At 66.6% G+C, this 24669-nt stretch carries 18 protein-coding genes; 11 read left to right on the forward strand and 7 right to left on the reverse strand.

Going from position 1 to position 24669, the window contains the following annotated elements; translation table 11 throughout:
• The first annotated feature begins 71 nt into the window (after positions 1 to 71).
• Positions 72 to 392 (forward strand): DMT family transporter, encoded by a 321-nt coding sequence (locus Cte04_RS08660; RefSeq protein WP_066475500.1) that lies wholly within the window; start codon positions 72 to 74, stop codon positions 390 to 392.
• Between the two features lie 623 nt (positions 393 to 1015).
• Positions 1016 to 1525, forward strand: a complete 510-nt coding sequence (locus Cte04_RS08665) for a GNAT family N-acetyltransferase (protein ID WP_066475501.1) — start codon at positions 1016 to 1018, stop codon at positions 1523 to 1525.
• A 104-nt stretch (positions 1526 to 1629) separates the two neighbouring features.
• Here Cte04_RS08665 and Cte04_RS08670 read toward each other — a convergent pair whose 3' ends face one another.
• Complete coding sequence (locus Cte04_RS08670) at positions 1630 to 2748, reverse strand: 3-deoxy-7-phosphoheptulonate synthase (protein ID WP_066475503.1); 1119 nt, start codon at positions 2746 to 2748, stop codon at positions 1630 to 1632.
• 158 nt (positions 2749 to 2906) lie between these two features.
• On the opposite strand from Cte04_RS08670, the gene Cte04_RS08675 reads away from it, so the two are divergent.
• Entirely contained in the window at positions 2907 to 4757 is a 1851-nt protein-coding gene (locus Cte04_RS08675; RefSeq protein ID WP_066475505.1) for a methyl-accepting chemotaxis protein, read from the forward strand.
• 15 nt (positions 4758 to 4772) lie between these two features.
• Here Cte04_RS08675 and Cte04_RS08680 read toward each other — a convergent pair whose 3' ends face one another.
• Both Cte04_RS08680 and Cte04_RS08685 read right to left on the reverse strand, forming a co-directional pair.
• Positions 4773 to 7124 (reverse strand): cytochrome P450/oxidoreductase, encoded by a 2352-nt coding sequence (locus Cte04_RS08680; protein WP_066475508.1) that lies wholly within the window; start codon positions 7122 to 7124, stop codon positions 4773 to 4775.
• Between the two features lie 168 nt (positions 7125 to 7292).
• Entirely contained in the window at positions 7293 to 8279 is a 987-nt protein-coding gene (locus tag Cte04_RS08685) for a Bug family tripartite tricarboxylate transporter substrate binding protein (protein WP_066475509.1), read from the reverse strand.
• A 181-nt stretch (positions 8280 to 8460) separates the two neighbouring features.
• Here Cte04_RS08685 and Cte04_RS08690 point away from each other — a divergent pair, with 181 nt between their 5' ends.
• Entirely contained in the window at positions 8461 to 9306 is an 846-nt protein-coding gene (locus tag Cte04_RS08690; protein ID WP_066475510.1) for an IclR family transcriptional regulator, read from the forward strand.
• 9 nt (positions 9307 to 9315) lie between these two features.
• Here the strand turns inward: Cte04_RS08690 and Cte04_RS08695 are convergent, their stop codons facing one another.
• A complete protein-coding gene (locus tag Cte04_RS08695) occupies positions 9316 to 10143 on the reverse strand; it encodes an IclR family transcriptional regulator (protein WP_066475512.1) in 828 nt (275 codons plus the stop codon).
• Between the two features lie 148 nt (positions 10144 to 10291).
• Between Cte04_RS08695 and Cte04_RS08700 the strand changes: the two genes are divergently transcribed.
• The 6 genes from Cte04_RS08700 (at position 10292) to Cte04_RS08725 (ending at position 17542) form a co-directional block, all read left to right on the forward strand.
• Positions 10292 to 11257 carry an MBL fold metallo-hydrolase gene (locus Cte04_RS08700; RefSeq protein WP_066475514.1) on the forward strand — a complete coding sequence of 322 codons (966 nt, stop codon included), beginning with the start codon at positions 10292 to 10294 and terminating at the stop codon, positions 11255 to 11257.
• Between the two features lie 233 nt (positions 11258 to 11490).
• Positions 11491 to 13179, forward strand: coding sequence for an FAD-dependent oxidoreductase (locus Cte04_RS08705; protein ID WP_066475517.1), 1689 nt, complete (start codon positions 11491 to 11493; stop codon positions 13177 to 13179).
• 31 nt (positions 13180 to 13210) lie between these two features.
• Positions 13211 to 13477, forward strand: coding sequence for a DUF2783 domain-containing protein (locus tag Cte04_RS08710; protein WP_066475518.1), 267 nt, complete (start codon positions 13211 to 13213; stop codon positions 13475 to 13477).
• A 92-nt stretch (positions 13478 to 13569) separates the two neighbouring features.
• Complete coding sequence (locus Cte04_RS08715; RefSeq protein WP_066475519.1) at positions 13570 to 14550, forward strand: Bug family tripartite tricarboxylate transporter substrate binding protein; 981 nt, start codon at positions 13570 to 13572, stop codon at positions 14548 to 14550.
• 108 nt (positions 14551 to 14658) lie between these two features.
• Positions 14659 to 15297, forward strand: a complete 639-nt coding sequence (locus Cte04_RS08720; protein ID WP_066475525.1) for a LuxR C-terminal-related transcriptional regulator — start codon at positions 14659 to 14661, stop codon at positions 15295 to 15297.
• Between the two features lie 316 nt (positions 15298 to 15613).
• Positions 15614 to 17542 (forward strand): CotH kinase family protein, encoded by a 1929-nt coding sequence (locus Cte04_RS08725; RefSeq protein WP_157081902.1) that lies wholly within the window; start codon positions 15614 to 15616, stop codon positions 17540 to 17542.
• A 132-nt stretch (positions 17543 to 17674) separates the two neighbouring features.
• On the opposite strand, the gene Cte04_RS08730 is transcribed toward Cte04_RS08725, so the two are convergent.
• Positions 17675 to 20323 carry a hybrid sensor histidine kinase/response regulator gene (locus tag Cte04_RS08730; RefSeq protein ID WP_066475526.1) on the reverse strand — a complete coding sequence of 883 codons (2649 nt, stop codon included), beginning with the start codon at positions 20321 to 20323 and terminating at the stop codon, positions 17675 to 17677.
• A gap of 202 nt (positions 20324 to 20525) precedes the next feature.
• Here Cte04_RS08730 and Cte04_RS08735 point away from each other — a divergent pair, with 202 nt between their 5' ends.
• A complete protein-coding gene (locus Cte04_RS08735) occupies positions 20526 to 21845 on the forward strand; it encodes a dicarboxylate/amino acid:cation symporter (RefSeq protein WP_066475532.1) in 1320 nt (439 codons plus the stop codon).
• Between the two features lie 84 nt (positions 21846 to 21929).
• Here the strand turns inward: Cte04_RS08735 and Cte04_RS08740 are convergent, their stop codons facing one another.
• Together Cte04_RS08740 and Cte04_RS08745 are read right to left on the reverse strand one after the other, a co-directional pair.
• Positions 21930 to 22709 carry an RIO1 family regulatory kinase/ATPase domain-containing protein gene (locus tag Cte04_RS08740; RefSeq protein WP_066476155.1) on the reverse strand — a complete coding sequence of 260 codons (780 nt, stop codon included), beginning with the start codon at positions 22707 to 22709 and terminating at the stop codon, positions 21930 to 21932.
• Positions 22710 to 22852: 143 nt separating this feature from the next.
• Complete coding sequence (locus tag Cte04_RS08745) at positions 22853 to 24556, reverse strand: FMN-binding glutamate synthase family protein (RefSeq protein ID WP_066475534.1); 1704 nt, start codon at positions 24554 to 24556, stop codon at positions 22853 to 22855.
• Positions 24557 to 24669: the final 113 nt, after the last annotated feature.

A 24669-nucleotide genomic window follows, 5' to 3' on the forward strand; every position in this document is an offset into this window, starting at 1 on the left:
GCCGCACGCATGCGCATGCACTTGCGCGCTTGCCGGGACGGCCTGGCCATCGACATCCGGGGGAATTTGTTATGGCATGGGTCTATCTGCTGGTCGCCGGCATTCTGGAAGTGGTCTGGGCCTTCACCATGAAGCAGTCCCAGGGCTTCAGCAATCTCAGGTACAGCCTCATCACGCTGGTGGCCATGGCGGCCAGCTTCGGCCTGCTGTCCGTGGCCATGCGCTCGCTGCCGCTGGGCACGGCCTACACCATCTGGACCGGCATCGGTGCCGTGGGCGCCTTCGTGGTGGGCATTGCCGTGCTGGGCGAGCAGGTCACGCCCCTGCGCATCGGCGCGGCCGTGCTGATCGTCACGGGGCTGGTGCTGATGAAGCTGTCGTCCAGCTCCTGATGCGGCGGCTGCCTGCCGGGCCTGTGCCGGGCCGCCAGAACTACCAGCTTCCCTGTCCGACATGGCGTCGTGCAGGCACAAAAAAGCCGCTTCGATCAGCGGCTCTTTCTGCAGCAACCTGGTTGTTGCTTACTGGTTGGCGACTTCCAGGTGGAATTCGCGGGCTTCCTGGATAAAGCTGATCAGGGATTGAATGGCTTGGCGCATGGTGAATGTTCCTTTGGTAATCCGGAGATGCACTGCAAGCAGGGAACGGCGGGCATCTCAACACCGTTCATTAGGGTTAACAACTAAGTATTAACCCTTGGTAAGTATAAACCACAATCGATTTGGCTGCACGGCGCCGGCATGTGATGCCGGTGCAGGCCGGCACGGCCGAGGGCGAGAAGCTTGTTCTTGCATGGCGGCTGCGGTTTTGCGCAGCAGGCGGTGCCGGCTGCTACCCTATGGGCATTGACAACAGCAACAGGCGGACGGCGTTCAGGCATGCCGTCCGCACGGAAAGTGGACATGGCGCGTGAACAAGCTTTGCAGCAGGCAGACGCAGCAGCGGACAGGGCCGCCCCGCCCGGCGGCTGCGCCCGGCCCGTGCGCCTGCGGCTTTTCCTGGCGGAAGGGTGCGCATGAGTTCCGCACCTGCTTCCGCTTCTCCTGCCTGGCATGTGACGAGCATGAATCCGGCCGAGGCGCCCTGGCCGCTGCTGCTGCTGGCCGATCCGTCGCGCGAGAAGGTCAGGCGCTACCTGCCCGGCTCCACCTGCTTTGCCGCCCGGCTGACGCAGCAGCTCACGCCCAGCGGCGTGGGCACGCTGGTCGGGGTCTGCGTGCTGGTGCCGCTGGGCGACGGCCAGCAGGCCTGGGAACTGATGAATATCGCCGTGGCCCCGGCCTGGCAGCAGCATGGCATAGGCTCGGCCCTGCTGCAGCGCGCCATTACCTGGACGCGCGAGCGCGGCGTCCGGCAGCTGGAGGTGGGAACGGGCAGCTTTGGCGACCAGCTGCTGTTCTACCAGCGCGCGGGCTTTCGCGTGACCGACATCGAGCGAGATTTCTTCCTGCTCAACTACACAACACCGCTGTGGGAACGGGGCGTGCAGCACAAGGACATGCTGAGGCTGACGCTGGAGCTATGAAAACCGAAGCGGCAGGCGCTTGTCGGTACCTGGTTTTGAAATGAATCTGCACTGACCAATCTGCCGGCAAGTGCCGGCGGCTTTGCTTTTGATGGCAGGCCGCGTTATGCGCGTGCGGCCCGGCGCTGGCGCACAGCCGCCGCCAACTGCTCCAGCACGGGAATCGTCTGCTCCATGCTGATGCAGGCATCGGTCAGCGACACGCCGTACTGCAGTTCCCGGCCCGGCGTGATGTCCTGGCGGCCTTCGTGCAGGTGGCTTTCGATCATCACGCCGGTGATGCGCGCATCGCCGCCGGCGATCTGGCCCGCGATGTCGGCGGCCACTTCGATCTGGCGGCGGTGCTGCTTGCTGCTGTTGGCATGCGAGAGGTCGATCATCACCTGCGGGCGCAGGCCGGACTTTTCCAGCATCTCGCAGGCGGCCTGCACGTCGGCCGCGCCGTAGTTGGGCTGCTTGCCGCCGCGCAGGATCACATGGCAGTCCTGGTTGCCGCGCGTTTCGAAGATGGCGCTCTGGCCCATCTTGGTCATGCCCATGAAGGCATGCGAGGCCTGGGCCGCGAGGATGGCGTCGCTGGCCACCTTGACGCCGCCGTCCGTGCCGTTCTTGAAGCCCACGGGGCAGGACAGGCCGCTGGCCAGCTGGCGGTGGCTCTGGCTCTCGGTGGTGCGCGCGCCGATGGCGCCCCAGCTGACCAGGTCGCTGATGAACTGCGGGCTCAGCAGGTCCAGGAACTCCGTGCCCACGGGCAGGCCCTCGGCCAGCACGTCCAGCAGCAGGCGGCGCGCCAGCTCCAGCCCTTCGTTGATGGCGAAGCTGCCGTCCAGGTAGGGGTCGTTGATATAGCCCTTCCAGCCCACGGTGGTGCGCGGCTTCTCGAAGTAGACGCGCATCACCACCAGCAGGTCCTGGGCCAGTGCGTCGGCCTGGATCTTGAGCCGGCGCGCATAGTCCATGGCCTGGTCGTGGTCGTGGATGGAGCAGGGCCCGACGACCACGATGAGGCGGTCGTCCTGGCCGTGCAGCACGCGCGAGATGGCGGCGCGGCTGCTTTCCACCAGTTGCTGGGCGGCATCGGGCGCGGGCAGCCATTCCTGCAGCAGTGCCGGCGTCAGCAGCGGGCGCACGGCCTTGATGCGGGTGTCGTCGATACGGGTGGTGTCCAGCGTGCGCAGACGCTGCTCGGCGGGGGCCGCCTTGTGGGGCGTGGAAGAAGTCATGGCCGGTATTGTCGCCGCCTGCCGCCGTCCGAGCGTGGCCGTGGGCCTTGGCGGCTGGCATGAAGCGGTGAAAAAGGCCTGTGCACGCCGCGTAATCGCGGCATATTTCTTGCTGCGACTTCGCCACAATTTTTTTACCCTATCCGGAGTCGCTTTTTATGTTCCACACTTTGCGCGCACGCCTCATCGGCATCTGCGTCGCCATCACCACGCTCTCCCTGCTGGCCTTGGCGCTTTCCACCTTTTTCTCTGTGCGCAGCGGTGCCGGGCAGTCGCTCAACGAGCGCATAGGCCAGCTCACGCGGCTGCATGCGGACGACCTTGCCGAGTGGGTGCGCGACAAGCAGCGCATCACCAGCTCGTTGCAGCAGGCCGTGGGCAAGCCGGAACCCGTGCCCTTCCTGCTGGCGGCCAAGCAGGCCGGCGATTTCGACGACACCTATTTCGTCTATGCCAGCGGCGCCCATGTGTTCGCCCATCCCATGCCCGAGAACTATGTGGGCACGGAGCGTCCCTGGTACAAGCAGGCCGTGCAGGCCGGCAAGCCCGGCGTGACGCCGCCCTACATCGATGCCAGCACCGGCAAGCTGACGATCAGCTTCGTCGAGCCCGTGGGGTCGGCGGGCCAGTACACGGCCGTGGTCGGTACGGACATGCACCTGGACACCGTCACGCGCAAGGTCAACGCCATCCATGCCACGGGCAAGAGCTTTGCGTTCTTGCTGGACGGGCAGTCCAACATCCTGGCCTATGCGAAGGCGGAACTGGTCATGAAGCCTTCCACCGCCATCGCGGCGCAGCTCGATGCAGCCCTGCTGCAGAAGCTGGCGCAGGACGGCGGCAGCGCCGAGGTGGACGTGGATGGCGCAACGCAGCTGGTCTATGCGGCTCGCGTGGACGGCACGCCCTGGCTGCTGGGCGTGGCCGTGGACAAGGCCGAGGCCACGGCCGCGGCGAACAAGCTGCTGCAGATGGAAATGCTGATCGCGGCGCTGTGCGTGGCGGCGGCCGTGGCGCTGCTGTCGGCCAGCGTGAACCGCCTGCTGCGCCGCCTCTTTGCCGTGCGCGATGCGCTGGAGGATATTGCCTCGGGCGAGGGCGATTTGACGCGCCGCCTGGACACCGCGGGCAAGGACGAGCTGGCCCAGATCGCCACGGCCTTCAACCATTTCACCGACAAGATCGCCGCCGTGCTGCTGCGCATCCGCCAGTCCTCGGAATCGGTGCGCATCGCCACCAGCGAGATCGCCAGCGGCAACCAGGACCTGTCCTCGCGCACCGAGCAGCAGGCCAGCTCGCTCGAGGAGACCGCCGCCGCGATGGAGCAGCTGACCGCCACCGTGCAGCAGAACGCGGCCAGCGCGCGCCAGGCCAGCGAACTCGCGGGCAATGCCTCCGAAGTGGCCACGCAGGGCGGCGCCGTGGTGGGCCAGGTGGTACAGACCATGGGCGGCATCGAATCCTCGGCGCGCCGCATCGTGGACATCATCCAGGTCATCGACGGCATTGCCTTCCAGACCAACATCCTGGCGCTCAACGCGGCCGTGGAGGCCGCGCGCGCCGGCGAGCAGGGCCGCGGCTTTGCCGTGGTGGCCGCCGAGGTGCGCCAGCTGGCGCAGCGTTCGGCCGAGGCCGCCAAGGAGATCAAGGCGCTGATCGACGATTCAGTGAGCCAGGTCAGCACCGGCAGCCGCCTGGTGCATGAAGCCGGCACCACCATGCAGGGCGTGGTCGAGAGCGTCAATCGCGTCACGGCCATCGTCGCCGAGATCAGCAATGCCAGCCAGGAGCAGAGCCGGGGCATTGCCGAAGTCGGCAGCGCCGTTACGCAAATGGACCAGAGCACGCAGCAGAACGCCGCGCTGGTGGAGCAGGCCACGGCGGCCGCGCAATCGCTGCAGCAGCAGGCGCATCAGCTGGCCGAAGTGGTGGCCGGCTTCAAGCTGCAGTCCCACGATGCGGGGGCAGGCCGGCATCGCAGCCTGCCCGAGCCCGCGCTGGCGGACTGAAGGCGGATGCCGGGGCTACAGCCCCAGCACGATCTTTGCGTCCTTCGTCCTGGCGCGCGAGCAGCAGCTCATCATCTTGGTGCAGACCGCGCGCTCGCTGCGCGTGAGCACCATGTCGCGGTGGTCCACATCGCCTGCGAGCACCGGCACCTCGCACGATCCGCACAGGCCTTCGCGGCAGTCGCTCTCGATGTCGATGTTGGCGCCGCGCAGCGCGTCGAGCAGGGTCTGGTCGCTGCGCACCTGCAGCGTGATGCCCGATTCGCGCAGCTCGACCTCGAAGCCGTGTTCCTTGCTCGGGTCCAGCGCGCCCAGCGTGGTGGAGAAATGCTCCACGCGCAGGCTATCCTCGGGCCAGTGGCGGCTGGCCTGCTCCAGGCCGTCGAGCATGCGCTGCGGGCCGCAGGCATAGATCTGCGCGCCGGGGCGCACGGCGGCCAGCAGCGCGCCGTAGTCGGCGCGCCGGCCTTCCTCGCCGGCGTAGACGTGCAGGCGCTCGCCATGCAGGGCCTGCAATGATTCCAATAGCGCCATGCGCTTGCGCTGCCTGGCGCTGTAGTGGATTTCGTATGGAATGCCCAGCGCCTTGGCGCGCGCGGCCATGGCGGCGATGGGCGTGATGCCTATGCCGCCGGCCACCAGGATCAGGTGCCGGGCGCCTTCGTCGAGCACGAAGTGGTTGCGCGGGCCGCGCACCTGCACCTGCATGCCGGGCTGGAGATGGCTGTGCACCCAGGCCGAGCCGCCGCGGCTGTGCTCCTCGCGCAGCACGGCGATCTCGTAGGTGCCGGCCTGCTGCGGGTCGCCGCACAGCGAATACTGGCGCGAGATGCCCGTATCGCCGCATTGCAGGTCGATGTGCGAGCCCGGGGTCCAGCGCGGCAGCTGGCGGCCGTCGGCCGCCGCCAGGCGCACGCGCAGCACGTCCTCGGCGATGGCCTCCACGCTGTCCACCCGCATGCTGCGGCTGGTCTGGCCATGCGAGGACTCGCCGATGCGCACGGGCTGGCGCAGCTGCAGCAGCGCGGGATTCGTGCGCTCGGGGTTCTGCGCCGGGTCCCATTCCACCCACAGGTGCTCGGGGCCGCGGAACGAGGTATTGGGCACGTAGCTGAACTCCTGCTCGGCCAGCCGCATGTGGGGCAGGCGGCGCGTGAACTCCTCGAGGAAGATCTGCATCTCCATGCGTGCCAGGTTCTTGCCCATGCACTGGTGCGAGCCGTAGCCGAAGGTCAGGTGGTCGCTGGCGTTGTCGCGCTCTATGTCGAAGAAGTCGGCATCGACGAAATGCCCTTCGTCGTGGTTGGCCGACGAGGTGACGATGAGCAGCCTGGAGCCGGCGGGAATGGGCTGGCCGCCGACCACCACATCCTTGGTAGCCAGTCGCCGCCAGGCGGCGACCGAGCCGTTGTGGCGCAGGCATTCCTCCACCGCGCCCGGAATCAGCGAAGGATCGCGGCAGATGGCCTGCCAGGCCTCGGGGTGCTGCAGCAGCAGCTTGACGGCGTTGGCCGTGGCATTGGCCGTGGTCTCGTGGGCCGCGACGATGCCGGCCATCATCATGGAGTGCAGGTAGGAGTCGGTGACGACCTCGGGCAGCTCCTTCTGCTTGCGGATGCCGTACTGCATCCAGCCGTCGGCCTCGGGGTTGGCGCGCATCTTGTCCAGCACCTTGCCCGCGTACTGCCAGAAGTTGCCCACGGCATGGGCCACGGCCACCTGCTCCTCGGGCTTGGGGCGGCCCCAGGTGTTGACGGTGTGGGCGATGCTGTACTGGCGCAGCGTGTCCATGTCGTCCTCGGGCACGCCGAGGAAATGCATGGCCACGGTGAGCGGCACTTCCCACAGCATCTGGTCGACGAGGTCGGCGCGGCCGTCGTCAATGAAGCGGTCCACGTATTCGCGGGCCAGCTGGCGCACCATGGGCTCGTGGTGCCTGAGTGCTTCCGGCGTGAACGGCTCCATCAGCGCACGGCGGCGCGGCATGTGGGCCGGCTCGTCCTCGTTGACGAGGGTGCGGTTGAGCGCAAAGCCGTACGAGGCCAGCACGGCGTTGGCCTCCTCGCCCGTGGGCGTGATCTTCTCCAGCGCGATCGACGGGCTGAAGGTGATGTTGTCGCGGAAGATGGCCTTGATGTCGTCGAAGCGCGTGACCACCCAGTAGCCCAGCTGCGGGCTGTAGAACACGGGCTCCTGCTCGCGCGCCCAGCGCACGTATTCGGGTGGGTCCTGCTGGTAGCCATCGCTGAAGGGGTCGAAGGCGGCGGCGCCGTGGCTCACCGGGCAGCCGGTGGGGCCGGTCTGGCCCGAAGGCCGGGTGAGCTGGCTGTGGTCGATGGGGCAAGTCTTTGCGGCAGAAGCGTTCATAGTGGAGACGGGTCAATAGTCCATGGCGCTGCGTCTGGACTAGGCATGTCCCGACTCAGGGGCGCCGAGCAAGGGCCGCCCCGCAGCGAGGGCGTCGTCCCCCTCCCGCGCAGCGAGAGAGGGGGAAGCGGCGGGGCCGCCAAGGCGTAGCCGCTCAGGGGGAGCGTTTTAATCCAGCGTGATGTTCAGGTCCTTGATCAGCTTGTGCCAGCGCGTGCTCTCGCTCTGGATCAGGGCCTGGAACTGCTCGGGTGTGTTGCCCACGGGCTCGACGCCGAAGTCGATGAGCTTTTGCTTGACGGCGGGCTCGTTGATCGCGGCCACGACCTGCTTGTTGAGTGCGGCGATCACCGGGGCCGGCGTCTTGGCAGGCGCCACCATGCCGACCAGGGCGGCGGCCTGCACCTGGGGCAGGCCGAGTTCGCCGAAGGTGGGCACATCGGGCAGCTGGGGCAGTCGCGTGGCATTGGCCACGGCCAGGGGGCGCACCTTGCCGCCCTTGATGAAGCCCGCGCCTGCGGCCAGGTCCACCATCATCACGGGAATCTGCCCGCCCGCCACATCGGCCAGGGCCGGCGCCGCGCCGCGGTAGGGCGCATGCGTGAGCTTGAGGCCCGCCTCGCTCTTGAACAGCTCCATGGCCAGGTGGTGCGGACTGCCCGCACCGGCCGAGGCGTAGTTGATGCCTTCCTTGCTGGCCTTGGCCTCGGCCAGGAATTCCTTGGCGGTCCTGGCCTGGGTGCCGGGGCCGGCCACGAGGATCATGGGAAAGCGTCCCATGAGCGTGACGGGCGCCAGGTCCTTGCCGGGGTTGTAGCTCAGGCTCTTGTAGAGCACGGGGTTGAAGATCAGCGTGCCGTTGTCGGCCGAGAGCACGGTGTAGCCGTCGGCCGGAGCGCGCGCGGTCTCCGATGCGCCGATGGCCGTGTTGCCGCCCGGGCGGTTGTCCACCACGATGGGCTGGTGCACCTGGCCGCCCCAGGCCTGGCCTATGGTGCGGGCCAGGAAATCCGAGCCGCCGCCGGCCGCATAGGGCACGATCCAGCGCACGTTCTTGCTGGGGAAACGGTCCTGGGCCAGGGCGGCTGTGGGTGCGCCCGCGGCCCAGAGCAGGCTGGTGGCCAGGAACGAGGCGGTGAAGAGGCGTTTTTGCATCGGTGTTGTCTCCAGGGGATTGCGGGTTTACGGGGCTGCTCCGGGCCTCGCGTTTGCGTTGTAATGCGTTTGCGTAATTTTTCTACGCATTGCGTAATTTATGCCGAGGGATAACCCGCGAGATACCGCAAAAATCTCGGGAAAATCGGCGGCAAACGTTTCCTGGAATGCACTGCCAGCTATGAAATCCGATGCAACACAAGATTCCGGGCCGGTACCGGCAGAGGGCGGCGAGGCCGGATCGGAGCGCGGCCCGCGGCGCCAGCGCGTGCAGGCCGCCGAGACCTGCCTGGCCGTGCTCAAGGCCCTGGCGGACCTGGGCGGGCGGGCCAGCCTCACGGCCATAGGCGCGGCGGTGGACGAGAGCCCGGCCAAGGTGCACCGCTATCTGGCCAGCCTCATGGCCGAGGGCCTGGTGGAGCAGGACCGCGGCGGCACCCAGTACGCGCTGGGGCGCGAGTCCATCCGCATCGGGCTGGCCGCCATGCGCCAGAACGACCCGATCCGCATGGCCGAGCCTGCCCTGGTGCATCTGCGCGAAAGCCTGCAGGTCACGAGCTTCGTGGCCGTCATGGGCAATCTGGGGCCCACCATCGTCCGCATCGAGGAGCCCAGCCTGCCCGTGACCGTGAATGCGCGCGTGGGCTCGGTCATGTCCCTGCTGTGGTCGGCCACGGGCCGCGCCTTCTTTGCCTTCATGGACGATAGCGCCCAGATCGATGCCCTGGCCGAGCGCGAGCTGGCAGCGGCCCCGCCCGCGCGGCGGGCCCTGCTGGATGCTCGGCAGCCGCTGCAGGCGCTGCGCGAGGAGATACGGGCAGCCGGCTGCGCCGCCATCCGCGATACCAATCTGCCCGGCATCAGCGCCGTGGCCGCGCCCCTGTTCGACTATACGGGCCATGTGGTGGCCGTGCTGTGCGCGCTGGGCGCCAGCGGCGGCTTCGATGCCGAGCCCGAAGGCAAGGTGGCGCTGGCCCTGCGCGCCGAGGCGGCGCGGGTCAGCGCCTCGATGGGATACCGCCCTTAGACCTGGAGCTCAGGCCTCGGGCTGCATGCCCGGGGCGCCCAGGCGCTGGGACAGGCGGCGCGCCTGGGCCTGCAGCCGCTGGGCGGGCAGGCCCTGCGGGTCCAGCGCCAGCGTGACGGAGGGGCCGATGGCCGCAATCGCCAGCACCAGCTGGCCGAAGCCGTCGAACACCGGCACGGCCAGCGCGCTCACGCCCGACAGCAGCTGGTTCTCGACCACGCTCAGATGGCTGGCGCGGATGGTTTCCAGCTCCCGGGCGAAGGCCGGCTCGTCCAGGCTGTGGCCTTCGGCCGCCAGCAGCGGCTCGATGCGCTGCGGCGCACCGAAGGCCGCGAAGATCTTGCCCGTGGCCGTGTGGCGCAGCGAGGCCGGCGTGCCGTGGCGCATGGCCACGTAGACATGGGTGGGCCCTTCCTCGACGCGGATGATGGTCGGCCCCTGGCCGCTCCACATGGCCACCGAAACGGTATAGCCCACTTCCTGCGCCAGCGCGGGCAGCTCGGCGATCGCCATGCGCACGGGATCGGCCTGCTGCAGGCTGATCAGGCCCATCTGGATGGCCAGCGGCCCCAGGCCGTAGTGGCCGCTGCTGCGGTCCTGCTCCATCAGGCCCAGCTTACAGAAGCTCACCAGATAGGGATGGGCCTTGGCCGCCGTCATCTCGGCTTCGCGGGCCAGGTCCTTCAAGGCCATGCGACGGCCCGTGCGCGCCAGCACCTTGAGCAGCTGGCCGCCTACTTCCACGCTCTGGATGCCGCGCGAGCCGCGCGCAGGCTCGTCCTCGGCGGCGTCGAAGGAAGGGCTGGAGACGTTCGGAGAGGTGTCGGCATCGCGCATGGCCCGATTGTCGCCGCTGGCCGGCAGCGGGCAGTGGTCTTGGGGTTTTTCATTAGGTTGAATGAATTGTCCTATGGTGAATTTTTGCCTAGCATTCGGTCATTCAATAAAAACAAATGCATTTGTTCAATTCAAAAACGGACAGCCCATGACGACCAAGACCTTTGCCTCCGCCGCCGACCTCGACGTCAAGCAAGTGAGCTTCGACCAACTCTCGGAGCACGCCTATGCCTATACCGCCGAGGGCGACCCCAATACCGGCATCATCATCGGCGACGACGCGGTGATGGTCATCGACACCCAGGCCACGCCGGTCATGGCCGAGGACGTGATCCGCCGCATCCGGACCGTGACGGACAAGCCCATCAAGTACGTGACGCTGTCCCACTACCATGCGGTGCGCGTGCTGGGCGCCTCGGCCTACAAGGCCGAGGGCTGCGAGCACATCATCGCCAGCCAGGACACCTACGACCTCATCGTCGAGCGCGGCGAGCAGGACAAGGCCAGCGAGATCGGCCGCTTCCCGCGCCTGTTCCAGAGCGTGGAGAGCGTGCCCGAGGGCATGACCTGGCCCACCATCACCTTCACCGGCAAGATGACGCTGTGGCTGGGCAGGCTCGAAGTGCAGATCCTGCAGCTGGGCCGCGGCCACACCAAGGGCGATACCGTGGTCTGGCTGCCCCAGGACAAGGTGCTGTTCAGCGGCGACCTGGTCGAGTTCGATGCCACGCCCTATGCCGGCGACGCCTACTTCCAGGACTGGCCGCAGACGCTGGACGCCATCGCGGCCCTGAAGCCCGAAAAGCTGGTGCCCGGCCGCGGCGCGGCGCTGCAGACGCCGGCCGACGTGCAGGCCGGCCTGGCCGGCACGCGCGCCTTCATCAGCGATCTCTGGAACGAGGTCAAGGCCGGAGCCGATGCCCGGCAGGACTTGCGCAAGGTCTATGAAGCCGCCTTCGCCAAGCTGCAGCCCCGATACGGCCACTGGGTCATCTTCAACCACTGCATGCCCTTCGACGTGACGCGCGCCTACGACGAGGCCTCGGGCCATGCCGACCCGCGCATCTGGACGGCCGAGCGCGACCGCGAGATGTGGCAGGAATTAGAAGGCTGACCCCCTGGGGCGCTGCGCGCCTTCCCCAGGAAGGGGGACGACGGCCTTTGCTGGGGCAGCCCCTGCTGCGGGGCGGCCCTTGCTGGCCGTCCCTGGCTAAAGGGGCGGTGCATGCACCGGGGTAGAAAACAGGAGCTGCTTGCGACTTTGTTTCAATGGTTTCAGCCGGATAAGTGGCTGAAATCGTGGTCCTTCAAGCGCTGGAAGCTATTGAATTTAAAGCATCACAAGCCATGTCCACTACAGCCATTCCGCTGGATGCCCTGCGCGGCAGCGGCGCAGACATACAGGCCATCCAGATTCCCTATGTGCGCCATCCGGACCAGGACGCGCAGGCGCCGGTACGGCATCCGGTGGTCATCGTCGGCGCCGGTCCGGTGGGCCTGTCGCTGGCCATCGACCTGGCCCAGCGCGGCCAGCGCGTGGTGCTGCTGGACAACGATTGCAAGCTGTCCACGGGCTCGCGCGCCATCTGCTTTTCCAAGCGCACGCTGGAGATCTGGGACCGCCTGGGCGTGGGCCAGGCCATGGTGGACAAGGGCGTGTCCTGGAACCTGGGCAAGGTCTTCTTCAGGGACCAGCCGCTGTACCCGTTCAACCTGCTGCCCGAAGACGGCCACGAGCGCCCGGCCTTCATCAACCTGCAGCAGTACTACGCCGAGGCCTATCTGGTCGAGCGCGCGCTGCAGCTGCCGCTGATCGACCTGCGCTGGCACAGCAAGGTCACGGCGCTGGCGCCGCGCGAGGACGGGGCGCTGCTCACGGTGGAAACGCCCGACGGCACCTACGCGATCGACGCGCAGTGGGTGCTGGCCTGCGACGGCTCGCGCTCGCCGCTGCGCGCCATGCTGGGCCAGGAAAGCCATGGGCGCATCTTCCGCGACCGTTTCCTGATCGCCGACGTGAAGATGCGCGCCGACTTTCCCACCGAGCGCTGGTTCTGGTTCGATCCCCCTTTCCACCCGGGCCAGAGCGTGCTGCTGCACCGCCAGCCCGACGATGTCTGGCGCATCGACTTCCAGCTGGGCTGGGACGCCGATCCCGAAGAAGAGAAAAAGCCCGAGAACATCCTGCCGCGCATCCGTGCGCTGCTGGGCAAGGAGGCGGATTTCGAGCTCGAATGGGCCAGCGTCTACACCTTTGCCTGCCTGCGCATGGACCGCTTCGTCCACGGCCGCGTGGTCTTCGCGGGCGACAGCGCCCATGGCGTCTCGCCCTTCGGTGCACGCGGCGCCAACAGCGGCGTGCAGGATGCCGAGAACCTGGCCTGGAAGCTGGACCGCGTGCTGCGCGGCCAGGCCCCGGCCGCGCTGATCGAGACCTATGGCGCCGAGCGCGAGTACGCGGCCGACGAAAACATCCGCAACTCCACGCGGGCCACCGACTTCATCACGCCCAAGAGCGAGATCAGCCGCCTGTTCCGCGATGCCGTGCTGGACCTGGCGCGCGAGCATGAATTCGCGCGGCGCATCGTCAACAGCGGCCGGCTCTCGGTGCCCGCCACGCTGCACGGCTCGGCGCTCAACACGCCCGATAGCGATGCCTTCGAGGGCACGCAGCTGCCCGGCGCCGTGCTGGCCGATGCGCCCATGCGCCGGCCCGGCAAGGAGGGCACGGCCTGGCTGCTGCGCGCGCTGGGTCCCGATTTCACGCTGCTGCATTTCGGCCCCACGCCGCCCTGGGCGCGGCAGCTGGACGGCGTGCGCAATCTCTCGATCGCGGCCGAGGGCGAAGCCCATGCCGCGCAGGCCGACCTGATCGACGCACAGGGGCTGGCCGCCCGGCGCCTCGATGCACGGCCCGGCACCAGCTATCTGCTGCGGCCCGACCAGCATGTCTGCGCGCGCTGGCGCCGCCCCGACGAGGCCGGCGTGCGCGTCGCACTGGAGCGCGCCGGGGGCGCCATCCTCGCCACCGCCTGACCCGCTCCGGCATCATCTACAGGAGACCGCCATGCTGCTGTCCACCCATCCGAATCTGCAGGCCTGCGACGATTTCTACGAAGCCCTGATCGCCACCCACCAGGGGCTTGAAACCGCGCAGAGCCATGCCCTTAATGCCCGCCTCGTGCTGCTGCTGGCCAACCATATCGGCCATCAGGGCACCTTGCTGCATGCGCTCGAACTGGCCCGCGCCAGTGCAGGACTCGCGCCTGCCTGCGCGGACCCGGCCGAGCGCGGCGCCGTGACGCCGGTGGCCCCGGTGCACGCGGCCGCCTGAACCCGCGCGCCGCTGCCCGTGCGGCGGCCTGCCATCCCCACAAAGGCGCCCACGCCCAAGCCAAGGGCGCCGCATACAAAACGGAGACAAGGATGCAACGCAAGCAGTTTCTGGCCACTCTGGCCTGCTCGGCCTTTAGTGCCGTCATACCCGCCGGCATGCCCGCTGCCTGGGCCCAGGACAAGCCGCTCGAATGGGTGGTCGGCTATGCGGCCGGCGGCGGCTCGGACGTGGTCGCGCGCGTGATCGCCGAGTCCATGGGGCAGCACCTGGGCCGCGTCATCGTCATCAACAACAAGCCTGGCGCCGGCACCAATATCGCGGCCGAATACAGCGCCCGCTCGCGCGATTACGGCAACCTGATGTTCACGGCCGATTTCGCGACGCTGGCGGCCAATCCCTTTCTGTTCAGCAAGCTCAACTACAACGCCGAGCGCGACTTCAAGCCCGTGGGCATGCTGGTGCGCTTTCCCATGCTGCTGGTGGTCAACAACGACGTGCCGGCTTCCAGCCTGACGGAGTTCGTCGCCTGGGCCCGGCAGCAGAAAGCAGGCGTGAGCTGGGGGTCGGCCGGACTGGGCAGCCCCCACCACCTGGTCGGAGAGCTGTTCCGCGAACAGGCAGGCCTTGCCAACATGACCCATGTGCCCTATCGCGGCGCGGCGCCGGCCGTGCAGGACGTGATCGGCGGCCAGATTCCGGCCATGTGGGTCGACAGCGCCACCATCATTCCCTTCCTCGGCGAAAAGAAGGTGAAAGCCATCGGCGTGGCCAGTCCCGCGCGCGTCTCCGTGCTGCCCCAGGTCGCCACGCTGCAGGAGCAAGGCCTCAAGGGCTTCGAAGGCTATGCCTGGCAGGGTGTCGTCGTGCCTGTGGGCAGCTCCGACGAGGTGGTGAAGCGATTCAGCCAGTCGCTGCAGCATGCCCTGGCCGACACCCGCACCAAGGCGCGGCTTGCGGCCATGGGCGTGGAGCCCATGCCCGGCAGCGCGCAGCAGATGGGCGAGTTCGTGCGCGGCGAGCGCGGCAAGTGGGGCCGCGTGATCGCGGCCAACCACATCAAGCTGGATTGAAGGCTGCCGAGCCCGGGGAACGGTGATCCTGCAGGCGGGCGGCGCAACGGGGTACGGGATATCGTTTCCCGACATGCAGGCAGGCCCCGGGCATGGCAGACTGCGGCCATGCCCGCGCCCACCTTTCTCGTTGCCGACGACCATCCGCTGTTCCGCACAGCGCTGATACAGGTGCTGCGCGAGCGCTTTGCACAGATGCGCACGGTGGAGGCCGCGAGCGCGGCCACCCTGGGCACCGCACTGCAGGAGCATCCCGAGCTGGAGCTGGTGCTGCTGGACCTGGCCATGCCGGGCGCGCGCGGCTTTTCCTCGCTGCTGCATGTGCGCGGCGAATACCCCGAGATACCGGTGGTGGTGGTTTCGTCCAACGAGCACCCGCGCGTGATCCGCCGTGCCCAGCAGTTCGGCGCGGCCGGCTTCATCCCCAAGTCGGCGCCGGCCGAGGACATGGCGCTGGCGATAGAGACGGTGCTCGACGGCGGCAGCTGGTTCCCGCCCATGGCCGCCGAACGCTCCGAGGCCGACGCGGCGCTGGCGGCCAAGCTGGCCCAGCTCACGCCGCAGCAGTTCCGCGTGCTGCTGTGCATTGCCGACGGCCTGCTCAACAAGCAGATCGCCCACGAGCTGGGCCTGGCCGAAAACACAGTCAAGGTGCATGTGACGGCGATTCTAAAAAAGCTCGAGTGCTACAGCCGCACCCAGGCCGCGGTGCTGGTCAAGAGCCTGGAGCCGGAAAGCACGGCTTAAGGGTTCCGCGAGGCCTGCTCGCCTGGGCATCCATGCATGCATCCCAGGCCATCGCATGCGCCGGGCGCCCATCCCCGTTTCCGCCCGCTTCGGGCCATCCATCTTGACGCGGAACAAGCCGGCTTGCGAAGCGGGAAATCCAAACCCTGCCTGTGTTGATTGCTCCTGGTCAATGGGCAGGGAGGGATGTGCTTCGAGTGGAAAGCACGGCACGAGTTCGGTTTCTCTCATGTAAACCCTGATGCACAAAAAACAGTTTGGTGCAATAAATTGATTAAAGCTAATAAAAATCAATTTTTAAAAGGGAGAAACTATCGTGTACAAAATCGCGCACGCTCATTGGTTTCAGGCTTCCGTGCTGGGTGCTTCTCTCCTTCTGGCGTCATGTGGGGGCGGGGGCGACAGCTCCCCCTCGGCCGGAAATGGCGGCGGCACCGGAGGGAATGGCACTCCTATCGGCGGCAACCCCGGGGGCGGCAGTCCCGGAGGAGGCAATACCGGGGGGGAAACGCCTGTCACTGCATCGCCTTTTGTACCCAGCGCCGAAGACCTGCCCCATGAGCGTCTCGCGGCCATGTACCTTGAATACGGTAATCCGGTCGATGGCAACTCCGCGCTGCCGCCCTCGCTGCTGACACTGAATGTGGAATACCAGGACACCGCCGCACCCAAGAAAGGGCCTTATCTGAAGTCCGACAAGAGCTGCGACAGCACGCTGACCACGCCGCCGGCCGACAGCTATCCGGGCGGAAAGGTCCTGTTGAGTACGGTCAATCTTGACGAAGATGGAAATGACGGCTGCGTGCCTGAAATCAAGGTCAAGATCACCAGCAACGACGGCAATATCGTCGCAGCAGACGCAAAGATGCGTGTGCGCGGCAGCAGCACGCGGGAGGCCGAACAGAAGTCTTATCGCATCAAACTCGACAAGGCGGCGCCGCCCTGGTTCGGTGAACAGACCTTGCAGTTCAACAAGCACCCCTGGGATCTCACCCGGGTTCGCAACAAGCTGGCCTTCGACCTCATGCGGCTGGTTCCGTATCACGAGAGTCTGCGCACCCAGTTCACCCAGATCAAATACAGCGAAGCCGTCACTGCTGTGCCCTACGGCAACCAAGGCGATATGGGCCTGTTCACCCACGTGGAAAAAATGGGTGACAGCTATCTGGCGCGGCGTGGCTGGGTCGCCGGATCCAATGTCTACAAGGCAGAGGATTTCAGCTTTGACAGAACCGACGGGCTGCTGGCGACCACGACTCCCGATACGGATGTCACCGGGTTTGAGAAGCTGCTTTCCCTGGAGTCGGATTCAGGAGACCACCACGCGATCATCGATGTTGTGAAGGCATTGGGAAAGGATGAGGAGCAGGCTCCTTTTGCCGATACCTTTGCCCATTACTTCAACCGTAACAACTATCTGGCCTGGTTCGCGACGACCATCCTGCTGGGCAACCACGACACGGTCAACCAGAACTTCGGTCTCTATCAACCCAAGGGAACGGAGAAGTTCTACTTCCTGCCCTGGGACTACGATGGAGCGCTGGGCTCTTATGACCAGCCGGGAGTGAGTTACATCGATACGGAAATCATGACGGGCATCGGGAACTGGTGGAATGTGCCCTTGCATCAGCGTTTCCTCTCCAATCGCAAGAATCTTGCGGACCTCAAGGCGGCTGTCGAGGAAATCCGAAACAAGTACCTGACAGATGCGAATGTCAAGAAATTGCTGGACAGCTATTACCCCGTGGTCAAGCCTTTCATTGGCCGGGAGCCTGACATGTCCGGGCTGGCGAGCTACGGTGGCGATCCCAAGGTGCAGCAATGGGAAAAGGAGTTCTGGCGTCTACAAAGTGTCATAGGCGTGAATTACCAAAAATTCCTGGATAGCCTGAAGCGTCCAGTGCCTTTCTGGGTCGGCGTCACCTCGGATCAAAAGTTGAGCTGGGACTGGCCTGCGCCGTTCCATCCGGAGGGCAAGCCTTTAACGTATCGAGTGCAGATCGCTGCCGTGACGGCCGATGCCTTCAAGGTCGGTGCTCCTGTGGTGAAAGACGTTTCGGCTGCAGACAAGACGTCCATCGACCTGAGTGCCCTGACCTCGGGTCTGAGCGGCAACTATCTGGTGCGTGTCAAAGCCAGCGATCCCGATGGGAACTGGATGTACAACTTTGACCAATCCAACGTCGGAAATGCCGTTGTATTCGGTGCCGTTTGCCTGAAGCTGCCCAGCGGCGAAGATTGCTGATCGGCCAGTGCAGCTCCGGATACCCCGCTGGCGCCAAAAAGTGCCAGCGGGGTTTTGCATGCCGTCGCTTGGCGTTTTCTGCGAAAACGCCGTTGGTTTGCGTATGTCACCGTAGAGTGCATGCGATGGCTTTCAATGCGTCATAGTCCTCAGCAGCATCTGGCTGATCAGCGCCCTCAGGGCCGCAGGCCGCACCGGCTTGAGCAGAAAGCCCCAGGATTTCTCGGCGGCCTGGCGGCGCAGCGCGATGTTGTGCTCGGCCGTGACGAGGATGACCTGGGGCGACTGCTGCCAGCGCTCGCACAGCTGCGGATACAGGTCGGGACCATGGAAGTTCCCCATGCGCACATCCAGCAGCACGAGCTGCGGAGCCGTTTGCGGCGCGGCTGCGTCCAGGGCAGCCTGCGGGCCACCGGCGAACAGTACCTTGCAGCCCCAGCGCCGAAGCAGGGCGGCCGCGGCCTCGCAGCTGGGGGCATCGTCGTCGACATACCAGGCAGTGGCACCGAGCAAAGGCGCATCCTGGTCGGGTTCGCGGGCGATGGCGTCCGGAGCGCTTGGCGCCGCCTGCGGCGCGGCCGGGGCCAGCGGCACGCAGACCCAGAACACGCTGCCGCGGCCCAGCTGCGAGCGCAGCCCGATCTCATGGCCCAGCAGCCTGCCCAGGCGCTCCACGATGGCCAGGCCCAGGCCGGCGCCGCGGTCCTCGTCATGGCCTTCGCCGAGGCGGCGGAATTCCTCGAAGATCTCGCGCTGCAGGCTTTCGGGAATGCCCGGGCCCTGGTCGTGTACCTCGATGCGCAATTGGTCGCCCTGGCGCCGGCAGCCGATGAGCACGCGGCCTTTGGGCGTATAGCGTATGGCGTTGGACAGCAGGTTCTGCAGGATGCGGCGCAGCAGCGCTTCGTCGCTGCGGATGGCGTAGCGCGAGTCCACAGCGGTCAGGCGCAGGCCGCGGCTTTGCGCAATGATGCCGAAGTTGTGGTGCATGACCTGCAGCAGCGGCCCCAGGGCGAAGTCCCGCACATGCACTTCGAGCTGGCCCGACTCCATGCGCGAGATGTCGAGCAGGCTGTTGAGAATGCCGTCCTGCGCGGCCAGGGCGCCGTCTATGCTCTCGGCCACGCGGCGGCCGGCATCGTCGTGCAGATGGCTGCGCAGCAGCGAGCTGAACATGCGCGCGGCGTTCAGCGGCTGCAGCAGGTCGTGCACGGCTGCAGCCACGAAGCGGGTCTTGTAGCGGTTGGCTTCCTCGGCCTCGTGCCGGGCCTGGTCCAGGTCGCGGGTCCGCTCGGCGATGCGCAGCTCCAGCGCGTCGGCCAGCGAGCGCAGTTCGCGCGCGGCGTTCTTGTAGCTGGTGATGTCGGCATAGCTGGTCACGAAGCCGCCTTCGGGCAGCGGGTTGCCACGGATCTCGAGCACCGTGCCGTCGCTCTTGGCGCTTTCATGCAAGTGGGGCGTGCCTTTGCGCAGATGCGCGAGCCGGCGCGCGATCGCGTCCTCCGTGGGACCCGGGCCCAGCAGCCCGCGCCTGGCGTTGTGGCGTATCAGGTCCTCGATGGGCTGGCCCACGCGCATGAGTTCGGGCGGAAAGCGGAACAGCTCCACATAGCGCGAGTTCCATGCCACGAGCCGCAGCTCGCTGTCTATCACCACCACACCTTGTGGCAGATGCTGCAGGCTGCGCGACAGCCCCGTGTCCGCCTGCTTGGCGGCCTGAACGATGCCGTCCTGCGCGGTGCGCAGCTCCTGCGCATGCTGGTGCAGCACGGTTTCCAGTTCCTGGCGGCTGCGCTGGCGCAGGGCTGCCAGGCGCTGGCGCTGCCGCACGAACAGCACCAGCAGGGCCAGGGCCAGCCACAGGCCGGCCGCAGCAGCCGCGGCCCAGCGGCCCGCCACCGTGGTGGCTTGCGTGTTGTGCAGCAGATGCAGCTGCCAGTCGGTCTCGGCCAAGGGCTGGCTCCGCCAGAGAAAAGGTCCTGGCTCCGCCGGTTCGTCCAGCTGCACCAGCACGCCGCCCTCGCCGGCCTGCGCCGTGATGCGGTAGCGAGAGGGTTGCAGCGGCTGGTCGGCGTACTGGCGCGTGGCCTCCAGCTCCTGCTCGTCCTGGCGGGTCAGCGGATGCAGCAGGCGGTAGCGCCATTCGTCGCGGCTGGCGAGAAAGGTCACGCCATGGCGGTCCGAGGCCAGCACGATGTCGGGCGACTGGCGCCACTCGCGTTCCAGTTCCTGCAGGGCGATCTTGATCGCGATCAGCCCCGTGATGCGGTTGCGTTCGTCGCGTATGGCTTCGGACAGAAAGTAGCCGGGCAGGCCCGTGGTCATGCCGATGCCGTAAAAACGCCCGCTGCCCTGGGCCAGCGCCTGCTGCACATAGGGGCGGAAGCTGTAATCGACGCCGACGTTGCTGTGCGCATCGCGCCAGTTGCTGGCCGCCAGCGCGCGGCCGCTGAGGTCGAGCAGCGTCAGCGTGGACGACTGGCTGGCCCCGTTGGCCTGCTCGAGCTTGCGATTGAGCCTGTCCACCTCGGCCGGTGTCAGCGCATGGGTCAGGGCGGCGCGCAGTTCGGGGTCCAGCGCCAGCACTTCGGGCAGGGTGCGGTAGCGGTCTATGCGCTGACCCAGGGCCTGGGCATAGAGCATGAGCTGGCGCTGCACGTTCTGGCTTTCTCCGTGCAGCGAGCGCTGGCGCGCCACCTGGCTGGCCAGCAGCATGCACGCCAGCATGCCCGCGGTCACGATCAGCAGGGTCCAGTACAGGCGTCGGCGTGGTGCAGGCATGGTCAGAGACAGGTGGAAAGAGGATTGAGAGGGTAGGTGATTACCCTTGGTCGAGGGGTGTTTTGCCTAGGGAGGACGCCTCTCTAATACCAATAGGTTATCGGCTGGCAAAGGCTTGCGCAGTACAAACCGAAACAACCCAGCACCACCGTGGTGCGAATCTGCGATTTGTTTTCGCCATCTGTTTCCATCGAGGCGCATCATGCAAGCCATCTCCCCCCAGGCCGCCCCGCACGAGCGGCTGCCGTTCTACCGCCACCTGTATTTCCAGGTGGTGCTCGCCATCGTCGCCGGCGTGCTGCTGGGCCACTTCGAGCCCGCCTATGGCGAGGCCATGAAACCGTTTGGCGATGCCTTCATCAAGCTGATCAAGATGATCATCGCGCCGGTGATCTTTCTGACCATCGTGACCGGTATTGCCGGCATGAGCCATCTGAGCACGGTGGGCCGTGTCTTCGGCAAGGCCATGGCCTATTTTCTGACCTTCTCCACCCTGGCGCTGGTCGTGGGCCTGATCGTCGCCAATGTGATGCAGCCGGGCTCCGGCATGCACATCAATGTGGCCGATCTGGACCAGACCGCCGTCAAGGGCTACGTGGCCAAGTCCCACGAGATGACGCTGACCGGTTTTGTGATGGACATCATTCCCAAGACCCTGATCAGCCCGTTCGTCGGCGACAACATCCTGCAGGTGCTGCTGGTGGCCGTGCTGTTCGGCGTTTCCCTGGCGCTGGCGGGCGAAACCGGCAAACCCGTGCTGAACTTCTTCGAAGCGCTGACCAAGCCCGTGTTCAAGCTGGTGAACATCGTGATGAAGGCGGCCCCCATCGGCGCATTCGGGGCCATGGCCTTCACCATCGGCAAGTTCGGCCTCGGATCGCTGGTCAACCTGGCCGAGCTGGTGATGACCTTCTACATCACCTCGGCACTGTTCGTGCTGGTAGTTCTGGGCGCCGTGGCCCGCGCCTGCGGCTTCTCGGTGCTCAAGCTGATCCGCTACCTGAAGGATGAGCTGCTGCTGGTGCTGGGCACGTCCTCCTCCGAATCGGCCCTGCCTTCGCTGATGCAGAAGATGGAGCGTGCCGGCTGCAGCAAGTCCGTCGTGGGCCTGGTGGTTCCCACCGGCTATTCCTTCAACCTGGACGGCACCAACATCTACATGACGCTGGCAGCGCTGTTCATCGCCCAGGCAACCGACACGCATCTGACGCTGGGGCACCAGGTCGCGCTGTTGCTGGTGGCCATGCTGTCTTCCAAGGGCGCTGCCGGCGTGACGGGAGCAGGCTTCATTACTCTGGCGGCCACGCTGGCCGTGGTGCCCGAGGTGCCCGTGGCGGGCATGGCGCTGATCCTGGGCGTGGACCGCTTCATGTCCGAATGCCGCTCGCTGACCAACTTCATCGGCAATGCCGTGGCCACCGTGGTGGTGTCGCGCTGGGAGAATGCGCTGGACTACGAGCAGCTCAATGCGGCGCTGGATGGCCAGGTCGAGGATGCGAATGATCTGGCGTTGAAGATCTGAAGCCTTGCCATCATGACTCCCATCAAGAAAGCCCCGCAATGCGGGGCTTTCTTGATGGGGTCGCATATTGCCGGGCGACGGATGCTACGGCTTTGCAAGCAATTGCACAGGCGCTGCGGCCAGCAAATCGTGGGCGGCCAGTACGCGCAGCGTATCGCGGCCCAGTCGCCTGCTGCGTGGCAGAAAGCGCACGCAGCTCAGCTTTCTGACGGTGCGGACCAGTACCTGCTGCGCGTCGTCCGGCAGTTGTTGCACGAAAGCGGCCCAGTGCGTTTGTGCCTGTTTCATGGCGCCAGCCTGCTGCAGAAACAGTGCGGTGGACTGGGCATAGTTGAGCGCATCGCGCGCCATGCAGACGGCGCGCGGCAGGTGGGCGGCCGGGTCGTCCTCGAAGTCGATGAAGCCGATCACGCCATCGGCGCAGCACACCATGTTGCGCGCTGCGGCCTGGCTCAGCACCTCGCCCCTGGCATGGACTTCGGCAATGGCCAGCAGGCCCTGGCGCCACAGCGCCAGCACGGCCTCGCTGCCCTGGGCGATGGCGTGTTCGATGGCATTGCTCAGCGAAGGCGCCTCCTGGCCGGGACGGCCCAGGTGGCGCATCACGAAAGCCGTCTCCGCGACTGCCAGCACCTGGGGCACGCGCAGGCCCGCAGCGGCGAAATTGCGCAGGCGCCGGACTTCGGTGCGTATGGTTTCTGCTCCGCCGGGATTGGGCACGGGCTCCAGCACCGGCAGGCGCAGCAGGCCGGCCAGCACATCGAGCAGACGGTAATGCCAGCCGGGGTTGCCCGCGTTGGCCCGCTTGACCCACAGCGTCTCGCTTTCCAGGTCGTAGCGCATGATGCCGTGCGGCTGCGCCATGTGCGCGGCCAGAAAGGCGTCGTAGTCCACCACGGGCTGGAGCTGGTGTTCGGAAAGCGGGGGTGTGGAGGCGGCTGGCACGGCGAAAGCTGGAGACTGGAAAAAGCGCGAGGTGGCTGGGCGGCGAGGGCTACGATGCGCCCTCAGGTCCAGATGCCCTCACGCGAAGGCGAAACCTGCGATTGTGCCTCCGCCGGATGGCCTGGCGCCGAAGGGCGCAGCATGGGCGGTTGCAGTGGCTGGAAACTGTGGGCGTCGGCCAGCGGCCAGTAGTTCTGGAACACCTTGTGCTGCCGGTCCAGCGGCCCCAGCAGCGAGCCGGGCTCCACGCGCAGCACCAGGTTGGACAGCAGGCTGACCTGGGTATCGTTCATGCGGCGCACGATATGGTGGGCCGTGATCTCGTTGGGATGCGTGAGGCCTGCGGCCTGGACCAGCTCCAGCAGCGCATGCAGGGTGTTGCGGTGGAAGTTGGCTACGCGCGTGGCCTTGTCGGGCACGACCAGTGCCTGCTGGCGCACCGGGTCCTGCGTGGTCACGCCCGTGGGGCAGGTGCCGGTATGGCAGGTCTGGGCCTGGATGCAGCCCAGGGCCATCATGAAGCCTCGGCCCGAATTGCACCAGTCGGCGCCCAAGGCCATCATGCGCGCGATGTCGAAGGCCGTGATCACCTTGCCGGCCGCGCCGATCTTGATGCGCTCGCGCAGGTTGACGCCGATCAGCGTGTTGTGCACCAGCAGCAGGCCCTCCTGCAGCGGCACGCCTACATGGTCGACGAACTCGACGGGTGCTGCGCCCGTGCCGCCTTCGGCTCCGTCGACGACGATGAAGTCCGGCGTGATGCCGGTCTCCAGCATGGCCTTGACCATGGCGAACCATTCCCACGGATGGCCCACGCAGAACTTGAAGCCCGTGGGCTTGCCGCCCGACAGGCGCCGCAGCCGCGCGATGAAATGCATGAGTTCCACGGGCGTGGCAAAGGCGCTGTGGCTGGAAGGCGAAATGCAGTCCACGCCCACAGGCACACCCCGGGCAGCTGCGATTTCAGGAGTGACCTTGGCTCCGGGCAGCACGCCGCCGTGGCCGGGCTTGGCGCCCTGGCTGAGCTTGATCTCGATCATCTTGACCTGGGGGCTGGTGGCGTTGGCGACGAATTTCTCCTCGCTGAACGTGCCGTCCGCATTGCGGCAGCCGAAATAGCCCGATGCCACTTCCCAGATCAGGTCGCCGCCGTGCACGCGGTGGTGCTCGGAAATCGAACCCTCGCCCGTGTCGTGGATGAAGCCGCCCATCCGGGCGCCCTGGTTCAGCGCCAGGATGGCATTGGCCGACAGCGCGCCGAAGCTCATGGCCGAGATGTTGAATACGCTGGCATGGTAGGGCTGGGTGCAGGGCTCCACCGAGGGCGACGGGCTGTCGGGCGAGCCGCCGATCCAGAGCCGGAAGTCGTGCGAAGCCAGCTTGGTCGGCAGCATGGAGTGGTTGACCCATTCGTAGCCGTGCGCGCCGACATCGAGTTGCGTGCCGAACGGGCGGTTGTCCACCTGGCTCTTGGCGCGCTGGTAGACCAGGGAGCGCTGCGAGCGCGAGAAAGGCTGGGCTTCGGTGTCGCCCTCGATGAAGTACTGGCGGATTTCGGGCCGGATGTACTCGAAGAGAAAGCGCAAATGCCCGAGCAGGGGATAGTTGCGCAGCACGGCGTGCTGCCTCTGGCGCAGGTCCCACAGGCCGAGCAGCACCAGGATGGCCGAGGCCAGCAGCCACCACAGGCCCCGACCGTGTACCGCCGTCGTGTACAGCGATATCGCGCATACCGCTGCACAGATGAAGAACGCGCTGTAGCGCATGGGAAAGCTGTCTCTGAGACGCACCGGCAAACTCCTGCGATATTCCTGTGGCGGGGCATGTTGATGATCGGCCGCTAAACTGCCAGCCTCGACACCTGCATCCACTGCGCGAT

Source organism: Comamonas terrae, assembly GCF_001544075.1.
In the GTDB taxonomy this organism is placed as follows: domain Bacteria; phylum Pseudomonadota; class Gammaproteobacteria; order Burkholderiales; family Burkholderiaceae_C; genus Comamonas; species Comamonas terrae.

Coding starts and splice junctions, on each gene's coding strand:
- Cte04_RS08675 (WP_066475505.1), top strand. CDS start 2,907: ATGTTCCACACTTTGCGCGCACGCCTCATCGGCATCTGCGTCGCCATC.
- Cte04_RS08660 (WP_066475500.1), top strand. CDS start 72: ATGGCATGGGTCTATCTGCTGGTCGCCGGCATTCTGGAAGTGGTCTGG.
- Cte04_RS08730 (WP_066475526.1), bottom strand. CDS start 20,323: ATGCCTGCACCACGCCGACGCCTGTACTGGACCCTGCTGATCGTGACC.
- Cte04_RS08735 (WP_066475532.1), top strand. CDS start 20,526: ATGCAAGCCATCTCCCCCCAGGCCGCCCCGCACGAGCGGCTGCCGTTC.
- Cte04_RS08685 (WP_066475509.1), bottom strand. CDS start 8,279: ATGCAAAAACGCCTCTTCACCGCCTCGTTCCTGGCCACCAGCCTGCTC.
- Cte04_RS08710 (WP_066475518.1), top strand. CDS start 13,211: ATGCTGCTGTCCACCCATCCGAATCTGCAGGCCTGCGACGATTTCTAC.
- Cte04_RS08680 (WP_066475508.1), bottom strand. CDS start 7,124: ATGAACGCTTCTGCCGCAAAGACTTGCCCCATCGACCACAGCCAGCTC.
- Cte04_RS08700 (WP_066475514.1), top strand. CDS start 10,292: ATGACGACCAAGACCTTTGCCTCCGCCGCCGACCTCGACGTCAAGCAA.
- Cte04_RS08715 (WP_066475519.1), top strand. CDS start 13,570: ATGCAACGCAAGCAGTTTCTGGCCACTCTGGCCTGCTCGGCCTTTAGT.
- Cte04_RS08705 (WP_066475517.1), top strand. CDS start 11,491: ATGTCCACTACAGCCATTCCGCTGGATGCCCTGCGCGGCAGCGGCGCA.
- Cte04_RS08665 (WP_066475501.1), top strand. CDS start 1,016: ATGAGTTCCGCACCTGCTTCCGCTTCTCCTGCCTGGCATGTGACGAGC.
- Cte04_RS08670 (WP_066475503.1), bottom strand. CDS start 2,748: ATGACTTCTTCCACGCCCCACAAGGCGGCCCCCGCCGAGCAGCGTCTG.
- Cte04_RS08690 (WP_066475510.1), top strand. CDS start 8,461: ATGAAATCCGATGCAACACAAGATTCCGGGCCGGTACCGGCAGAGGGC.
- Cte04_RS08720 (WP_066475525.1), top strand. CDS start 14,659: ATGCCCGCGCCCACCTTTCTCGTTGCCGACGACCATCCGCTGTTCCGC.
- Cte04_RS08745 (WP_066475534.1), bottom strand. CDS start 24,556: ATGCGCTACAGCGCGTTCTTCATCTGTGCAGCGGTATGCGCGATATCG.
- Cte04_RS08740 (WP_066476155.1), bottom strand. CDS start 22,709: ATGGCGCAGCCGCACGGCATCATGCGCTACGACCTGGAAAGCGAGACG.
- Cte04_RS08695 (WP_066475512.1), bottom strand. CDS start 10,143: ATGCGCGATGCCGACACCTCTCCGAACGTCTCCAGCCCTTCCTTCGAC.